The 8363-nt window shown below is 52.7% G+C and carries 7 protein-coding genes and 1 pseudogene; 7 read left to right on the top strand and 1 reads right to left on the bottom strand.

Annotation, left to right across the window (positions count from 1 at the left end; translation table 11 throughout):
- Positions 1 to 894 (bottom strand): replication initiation factor domain-containing protein (locus KF784_19070; protein ID MBX3121167.1); only part of this gene is annotated, 894 nt, incomplete at its 3' end.
- 1219 nt (positions 895 to 2113) lie between these two features.
- Between KF784_19070 and KF784_19065 the strand changes: the two genes are divergently transcribed.
- The 7 genes and pseudogenes from KF784_19065 (at position 2114) to KF784_19035 (ending at position 8203) form a co-directional block, all read left to right on the top strand.
- Positions 2114 to 2422: a hypothetical protein gene (locus tag KF784_19065; protein MBX3121166.1), complete on the top strand. Its 309-nt coding sequence runs from the start codon at positions 2114 to 2116 to the stop codon at positions 2420 to 2422.
- Between the two features lie 36 nt (positions 2423 to 2458).
- Positions 2459 to 2761 carry a hypothetical protein gene (locus KF784_19060; GenBank protein ID MBX3121165.1) on the top strand — a complete coding sequence of 101 codons (303 nt, stop codon included), beginning with the start codon at positions 2459 to 2461 and terminating at the stop codon, positions 2759 to 2761.
- Positions 2762 to 2819: 58 nt separating this feature from the next.
- Positions 2820 to 3122 (top strand): hypothetical protein, encoded by a 303-nt coding sequence (locus KF784_19055; GenBank protein MBX3121164.1) that lies wholly within the window; start codon positions 2820 to 2822, stop codon positions 3120 to 3122.
- Between the two features lie 280 nt (positions 3123 to 3402).
- Positions 3403 to 4635, top strand: coding sequence for a hypothetical protein (locus KF784_19050; GenBank protein ID MBX3121163.1), 1233 nt, complete (start codon positions 3403 to 3405; stop codon positions 4633 to 4635).
- Positions 4636 to 5051: 416 nt separating this feature from the next.
- Positions 5052 to 7004, top strand: a complete 1953-nt coding sequence (locus KF784_19045) for a hypothetical protein (protein ID MBX3121162.1) — start codon at positions 5052 to 5054, stop codon at positions 7002 to 7004.
- Between the two features lie 239 nt (positions 7005 to 7243).
- Positions 7244 to 7321, top strand: a pseudogene (locus tag KF784_19040) (integrase core domain-containing protein).
- Between the two features lie 660 nt (positions 7322 to 7981).
- Complete coding sequence (locus KF784_19035) at positions 7982 to 8203, top strand: DUF433 domain-containing protein (protein ID MBX3121161.1); 222 nt, start codon at positions 7982 to 7984, stop codon at positions 8201 to 8203.
- Positions 8204 to 8363: the final 160 nt, after the last annotated feature.

The raw sequence follows: 8363 nt of genomic DNA, 5'->3' as shown, positions 1-8363 counted from the left end.
TAGTAGCCATTCTTCCCCTCCAGGGGTGGCACAAATGACCGCCAACATCGGCGTCAGGGTGTCACTCACCCATCGTTTTACGTTCTGCAGGGTCTGCACCTGCTGCTCCTGGGCTAATCGCCCCTTCTGAAATCCCTCCGTCAGGAGGGCGTACCACTCCAAGACTGGAGCCCGGTACCGTTCTTCATCCTCGGCATCCTTGGGGATCTGCCGGAAATCCACATACGATCGCAGCAAGCCGACCACCAACTCCTTCCAATCGGCTTCGTCTAACGTGGCCAATGCACGAGCGCACTGTTCGGCCCGATCCTTCTTGAGCTCTAATTCCCACCGAGTCCCGTATTCATGCCAGTTCTCCTGGCCCTTGCTCTGAAGTTCCAGCCGTTTGTCGTAGATGCGCAGCAAGGTCTGGCTCTGCGGACTCCCGAAGTACATGGTCTCGCCCGTGGTGGCCCCTGTCCCATGCGTCAGGTTGGAGACGATATGCCGAACCTGCGCGGCACGCGTCACACATTGGCCTGCCGATACGGCCTCTCGGATGGTCGAGACCAGCACCGTGCCCGTTCGGTCATCCAGCGCACAATCAATGCGCGTCACGTGGCCCTGTTGGGCATGGACCCACTTGAGCAGAGTCCGGATTTGATCCCGTGTCAGGGCGGACGCCAGGCCGCCCGAGAGATCCACATGGATTTCATTCGGACGACGAGGCGCATTGGTGCCCAGTTTGCCGACGCCGCGGAGTCCGTCTACTCGCATCCACGACAAGGGATAGCCTCGGAAGCCGCCCTTGGCCCTACTCCAATCTCCGCCAAGCACCTTCATGGTCTCTTGAGGATTGCTGGCCAGGACCGTAAACGCCAGCCAATCAATCGTCAGAGTGAAGCCAGAATCCATGGAACCTATCGAACTCCTGTAATGAGCGCTGTAGGTAGCGCCCCCGTGTTACCAAGACGGGGGCCATTCCGCTCCGCCCCGCAGCCTGTCGGCATGCGGCGCGGACCGGCTTCGCCTCCCGGCAACGGACGACGGTGTTGCTCTGTGACGCGCCCCAACTCGGACATCTGCACCTCTTCTTGTGCCCTGTTCCCGTTCGTCTCACCCTAGGCGAATCACCGGACCAAAGCAAAGGCCCCGGAAGGGGTCACTAGGGGACACGAGGGGACAGCAGAGGACAGATTTTGGGGTAGCTCAGATGCAAAAGGAAGTGAGCAGAAGGAGGCGTATGTGCGCTTTCGTGCGCTCAGAGCGGCAATTGTGCGCATCGTTCGGAGACGGGACCGGGAGCGAACACAAATCAGCTCGTTTTTGAGTGGTGGGCGAAAAAAAGTTTGGAAGGCATCCTCGGCATTGTGGGATAGGATTTGAAGCAGGGTGGCAGAACGCCCATAAAATAATGTCGAGGCAACTAAGTGACAATAAAAATATTAGCCATCGGGCTTAGAATTGCGCGACTAGTCTCTAAGTAAAGCGTACATACGTTCTTGTGTCCATCAGCATAAGCGATCGAACGTTATTCTTGTTCGGGCGGTGCAATTTCGCACCGTGCGGTTTGTGCGAAAAAGCTCAGTTGCCATGTTGATTGCTTAGTACATGTATGTAATTTCATGCACTCTTCGAGGGATTATTCTCGACATGAAAATAGTTATTCATAGATACGTAGGTATTCGTGCCTTCAACATGGAAATAGTTGACTCAAATTCAGCGAATTGTGCTACAACGCACTGCCATTGAAGCGCACCTTCTACCTCAGAGGACACATGCATTGTCCTGCCCGTCTTCGTAGTGCAACGTTTTCAGTCTTCGTCTTCATGACTCTCGCCTTCACATTTTTTACCAGACCAGCAGCTGCCCTAATTGTGAATTCCGAGACCGTGCCACAACTTCCTATCGGTCCAAGTACGTCACCTGGAGCGGGACCGACTCAAACTATTAATGTCAACGGACAAGTCACCTTTTCGGAGCATTAGCACTGATCTGTTTATTTTTCAATTATGTAGCGCTCACTTTATCACCGTCGTCGACGATTCGTGCCGCCTGAGGCGCGTGCCTGTTCATTTTGTCGAGCCGACGAACCCAGATCCATACCTAACACCGTAGTCTTGGAGGACACCACATGCGCACACTACCCAGGCTAGCGGCCGGTCTTTCCGCACTGCTCCTCACCGGCTGCGTAGACCTCTCCTTTCGCATCACGCCGGAGAATCTCTCGGTGAAACCGATGGCGGAGGGCAAGACCTGCATATACACCCTGTTTAATTTTGGCTACGGCACCAATACCGCTGAGCAGGCCATGGCCAACGCCACCCCGCCGATTCAGAACATTCGCAGCATCAGTCTAACGGTCTTTCATTTCCTAGTCTTCGAATCACACTGCCTGAAGGTCGTCGGTGAGAGCGCTCCAGCCGGCGTGGGAGCACGCTAATTGGAACATGATATGTTCGCAAGAGGAGGACCCCGCATGCGCACGTTCTGTACGCTGACCGTCTGTCTCGCCGTGCTTCTGCTCGTTGGCTGCGTCAGCATCACCAATCGCATCACCCCCGAGGATCTCTCGGTGAAACCGATCGCGGAGGGCAAGACCTGCATGTACACCCTGTTTGAGTTGGGCTACGGCAACAATACCGTCGAGCAGGCCATGGCCAACGCCACCCCGCCGATTCAAAAAATCCGAAGCGTGAGTCACAGCCTCTTCTTCTTGCTGTTTGTGAATAAGAGCTGCCTCATCGTGGTCGGCGAAGGCGCACCAGCCGCCGCGCCATAGCGGCGACGCCAACGGAGACGGTCTGTCGACGATTACCGCGTACTGGAGGGACTATACGATGCATCGATTGATCTGCTGCACCTGCTGGCTGACGGCCCTACTTCTCTCCGGCTGCATAAATCTCTCATTTCGCCTGACCCCAGAGGATCTCTCGGTGAAACCGATGGCGGAGGGCAAGGACTGCGCGTACGCCGCGTTTGGGTTTGGTTACGGCACCACGACCGTTGAGCAGGCCATGGCCAACGCCACTCCGCCGATTCAGAACATCCGAAGCGTGGGGATAAACGAATTCTACTTGCTAGGTGTATACAGGGGGTGCCTGATCGTGGTCGGCGAAGGTGCCCCGAGCGCCATGAAATAAGCCCACCGTGCCCCCCACACGACCGATTGTGCGCGAGCTCACTGCACCAGGCTGGTGCACGGTGGTGGATCTGGAGGGCCTGACGTATCGGGCGGAGGCGGTGGTGGCGGAACTGGCGGCCACTCGTTTGTGCCCAAATTTGTATAAAAGGCCTATCTCATGTTTGGTGGAGTGAATGTCAGAAGCAGAAGTTTTTCTTTTGACAGTGTCGCCTTGACGGGGGGACTTACAGCTTGATGTCATCATCTTTCATGCTCATCGCTTATCGAAAGGAAATTGCATGCGACATTTTGATAGACGCAACATCTTTGCGTCACCATTCTCCTTCTTGCTCATAGCGCTTGTTGTGGTTTCTGGTAGTGGTTGTACCGTCCCTCTGTATAAAGAGTCATTCCTTACCGCAGCATCAGACGGGCCCAAGTGGAGCCCAGTTCGCACAGGCCATAAGTTAGGTGTTGGTGACCATATCCACGTCATCGCTCTAGCAGTTGACCCGAAAACCCCCGACACCGTCTATGCCGCAACAGAAATCTTGCTAACGGAAGGGTATAAACGCGATCTCATTAAAACGACAGATGGGGGAGTGTGGTGGAGTAGGGTCAAGAAGGGCGTTCCCGTCTCGTTAAACGTGAAGTGTATAGCGATTGATCCTCATGTCACTAGCACATTATACCTGGGTACAGTTGAGGGCGGAATATATAAGAGCATCGATGCGGGAGAGAACTGGGTGTCGATGAGTTCGGGAATGGAAACCAAGAAACCCGGAAAGCCCAGCGCTGCGTTTCGAACCATCAATGCTTTGGCAATTGATCCACAAAATCCCAATACGTTATATGCTGCTACGCAAGCCGGAATATACAAGAGCATCAATGGGGCAGAGAATTGGGTCGAAGTCAGTAATGGCTTGACGGATATACAGGATCCGCAGTGGCAGGATTACACCGGTGGCGTTATTGCTTATGCCGTAGCAATCGACCCAACCAATTCCCAAATAATCTATGCGGCCACTTATGGTAAGGGGGTTTTTAAGAGTGCCGACGGAGGGACAAGCTGGACTGGCACGCTTCTCGCGCTCGGGAAGAATAAAATGTTTGGAGGCATCCAGGCATTCGGGGAGAATGAAATGTCAGTAGGCGTCCAAGCGTTAGCGATTAATCCTAAACAGCCTACTATCATTTATGCTGGAACGACTCTTTCCGGGGTGTTCAAAACCTCAAATGCAGGAAAGTCATGGGAGCCGGTCAACACTGGTCTGGGATCTCAAGCCACGAAAGTGGGTTCACTTATGATCGACCCTCAGAACCCCAATACCGTATATGCGGGTACCCAGCGAGGGGTCATTAGAACCACGAATGGCGGACAAAACTGGAAGTTCATTAACTCCGGACTACAGCCGGTGCCCAATATGGATCAACCAGTAGTACTTGCCATCGATCCATTGAACCCACATACGATGTACGCCGGCACTACTTTGCTCGGCATTTACAAAAGTCCGAACGTCGAAAAAGAGTAATCTGGCAGTTAGTCGAAAGTATGCCCGATGGTCACGACATCGAACGTTTTGGCAGCCGCTTCGATGAGCGTCCCGCGCAACACATTCAACCACTGTTCGCGACAAATGCCGTCACCTGTTGTTCGGGATCGACTCCGAGCATGTCTCTGTCCTGTGCCACCTCACATGTTCGTTCGGAAAATTTGAGTCATTCAATGGGTGTTCGAGTGATGAGTGCGTGAACGAGCCTGATTCCTTACCCTCACGCATGCCCAGGCCGCCATGAAAGGTGGTGGCATGAGGACAATGAAGAGCGATCGCACATAGCATTGGGCCGGCTGACACCTGCCGCCCATACGAGGCAGTGGGCCAGAATATCGGTCACGGTGTCGACCGGATTCTAAAAGGGGGCTGCCATTAAGGACGGGGGAAGTCTGATGCACAAGTACACTCTCACGCTGGTCGTAATTGTAAGTCTGTCTGTGCTGTCGAGTGGTTGCACTGCCATTATGGAGGCAAGGGCAAAATATCGAGCTGAAAATCCTCACCTGTTTCCAAAAGGGGTGGTATCTCCTGAACCAGAGCAGAAGCCACCCACGAGCGTTCTTAGCCCGGACGCTTATGGAGAAAACATAGCTGGAACTCCGTATGCTTTTGTCAAATTAACTGTGGCGGAGAAGGCGGCTCTCCATTGGGCAGCTTCTCAAGAATACCTACGATTACACAGTTCAAAGCCGTCGAATGCCGAGGTAGGAATCCTGGCAGAAATGCATGGTATGAGCTCGATCTCCCTCAGTGAGAAGGCAAACCATTGGGACATGCCAGAACCATCTATTTGGCAGGTTCTTAATGGACTTCCTCTGAGTCTCAGAGACTTTGAAAAATGGCGCGCGCAACGTATAGAACAAGATAATACACGGGCTGGAGTGGCTAGAGCAGTAGCCAAACTTGAGCAAGCCCAAATCATTGAGCAGAAAGAATCCTCTCTACATCGGCATGGATGTGAGTGGATGACCGGAAAATATTATGTGAACAGCGCCCCATCCTCCCTGTGTACTCCCGTCCTAAGTGGATGTGCAGAGGGCGATTGCACTAATGGCCATGGGACATATGTTTCCTTTGATGGAACAAAGTACATTGGATATTTTGAGGACGGTGCCCGTATTGGGGAGGATACGGTAACTGCTGGCGCATATGGATCAAATGAATCAGCTACGCCCCATTCCTTTACGAACCTACTTCCCGAGCAGAAGGCTGCACTCCATTGGATCACTAGTCGAGAGTATGTGAGTCTGCATGACCCTAATCGGGCCAAGAAAAATCCTGATGTACTCGCTGCCCTCCATGGGATGTCTGCCAAGTCGCTGGAGAAAATGGTGAATGGATGGCAAATGTCAGAAGAATCCATTCGTCGAATTATTAATCAACTTCCCTACAGGCAACATGCGTTTGAGAAATGGCGAGCACAAACCATTGAGCGGCAAAATACGTCAGAACGTCTACCTAATTTAGTTGAACTCCTTGCTCGTGAGCAATTGGGTGAGCAGGCTCATAATGGCATGCAGCGAAGTGGATGCGGATGGATGACCGGCGAATATTATCTCGATCGCAATCCTTCTGCGCTTTGCACTCCGGTTGTTGGGACTTGTATTGAGGGTGATTGCATCAATGGGCATGGCGTTTATGTCTTATTTACGGGAGTTAAATTCTCAGGAACGTTCAAAGATGGCAAACCTATCAGCCGAGATAAGATTTACCCAAAGAAAACATATATAACTGGCAGCTGTACGGAAGGTAATTGTACTAATGGACACGGAACGTATGTCTTTTCAGACGGGTCGAAATATGTTGGAGATTTCAAGGATGGTCTAGCCCATGGCAAGGGATCGAAGAGCTGGATGGTCGGGATTAAGTATAGCGGCGATTTTGATCACGGTGTCGCCACTCAAGAAGAAAGCTTTACGGTTCCAGCAAAACAGGGCCTGTCCAAAAAAACATGTCTTGAAGGAAACTGCATTGATGGCCAAGGCACACTCACATACCCTAATGACACAAAATACGTTGGAGGATTTAAATCCGGGCAGCCCTCGGGTCAAGGAATATATCTTTGGAGGGATGGAGAAGCGCTGAGGGGAGATTTCGAGAACGGTTTTTTGATAAAGGGAGAGTATATCTTTCAGGACGGAAGCCGTGTGGCTCAGAATATACGTCGAAGTTGGCACGAAACCTACGCGGAAGAAGCGAAAGCTGCTCAAGATAAGGCAGATCGAGAGCGCGCCGAACGCATTTTCAGTCGGTTTCTTTTCAATGAGGTTATAGATTCTGTCGTCGAGATGACTTTAGATAACTCGTGGAGTGGCGCTCATGGTGGACGTGGTTTTATGCAGTGACAAGGGACAGCTTTGGTGAGGCATAGTCAAAGGGCAGTCTTGTACGGAGTTGAGCCGGACACAAATGCTACATTCGATTTACGCTCCGAATGAGCGATGGAGTACGGTCTTTTGATGCCTTGGAAGAACGCGGTCTGACTCCGCGAGGCTCATTGGCGGACGCGATTCGACTCGATAATGGTATGACCGCCGACCGGTTTATGGCCTGGTGTGAGGATCAGGGCATTGGGCTACCGTGTATTCAGCCGGGCAAACCCGATCAAAATCCGTTCATCGCGCGCTTCAATCGCGCGTACCGAACCGAAGTCCTCAATGCCTAGGTGTTCGAGTCGCTCAAACATGTCCGGGAGATACCCACAGAATGGTTACATAGTTACAGAGTTTAACGAAGAACGGCCTCATGACGCATTGCCAGGCTCCCGCCTGACAGGTATCGGACACGATTAGAAGCTCGAAGTTCTCTTTTGCGGCGTCTCCTTGACAGGGGAGCTTGCAAGAGGAAGCAAGGTAATCAACCTGAAGTGTGCTAATGGGAAACTGTCTCACTGAAGGGGTTCACCCCATTGGCCTGTGCTAAATTTGTGCTAAAAATTTTCAAAACCCACCTATACACCTCGAAACAATCGAATCAATAGAATGCACGCAAGTGACTGTTTTCGCAGTTAAAACGGGGAAACCATTTGGCACACCGAGCGTTTCAAAAAATGTCCTGGCTTGTTTCGTAAACCGCAGGTCGGTGGTTCGATTCCACTCGCCGGCTCCACGTCCCATTTATTCTGGACTGAAAGCAAGCCAGCGCAAGCGGGCTCGTATGCTGTTCCTGCGCAAACCCCAGGCCTTCTCTTGTTAGGCCTTGGTGCTCTCGATTCTTGGCCTGCAGCAGTTCTTCTCCCAGTATGCCGTTGAGGGCTTTCTTGACAGCCTAGATGTATGAGCATAGCGTTTGATGTAGTTGACTGGCCGGCGAGGAGAGCGTGGTGGATGATCGTATCGTTGTCGATCCAAACATCTGCAGCGGAAAGCCTACGGTTCGGGGCACCCGCATTAGGGTGACGGACATCCTCGGCATGGTGGCCGGTGGCCATACCATAGCCGGGATTATTGACGCCTACCCCGGGCTGACGACCCACGATGTCACTGCCGCGCTTGAGTATGCCAGTCAGGTGATTGACGAAGCGAAAGTCATTCCGCGTGCCTGACCATCCTGTCCCCTCAAAATGTTCCCGAGTCTATCGCATCGCGGCTGAAGTTGTTGCGGCCGACGAAGACGGCCTTTCGCACCGGCGATGTGGGATTGTCCGGGAAGGCCGATGAACAGGTCTTCGCCTGGGCGCAACAGCAGAGTGCTGGCTCTGCTTT

The organism is Fimbriimonadaceae bacterium (genome assembly GCA_019638775.1).
In the GTDB taxonomy this organism is placed as follows: Bacteria; Armatimonadota; Fimbriimonadia; order Fimbriimonadales; family Fimbriimonadaceae; genus JAHBTD01.
Note: the sequence above shows the minus strand (reverse complement) of the source record. Positions and strands in the feature narration are given on the sequence as shown.

Coding starts and splice junctions, on each gene's coding strand:
- KF784_19065 (MBX3121166.1), top strand. CDS start 2,114: ATGCGCACACTACCCAGGCTAGCGGCCGGTCTTTCCGCACTGCTCCTC.
- KF784_19060 (MBX3121165.1), top strand. CDS start 2,459: ATGCGCACGTTCTGTACGCTGACCGTCTGTCTCGCCGTGCTTCTGCTC.
- KF784_19055 (MBX3121164.1), top strand. CDS start 2,820: ATGCATCGATTGATCTGCTGCACCTGCTGGCTGACGGCCCTACTTCTC.
- KF784_19050 (MBX3121163.1), top strand. CDS start 3,403: ATGCGACATTTTGATAGACGCAACATCTTTGCGTCACCATTCTCCTTC.
- KF784_19045 (MBX3121162.1), top strand. CDS start 5,052: ATGCACAAGTACACTCTCACGCTGGTCGTAATTGTAAGTCTGTCTGTG.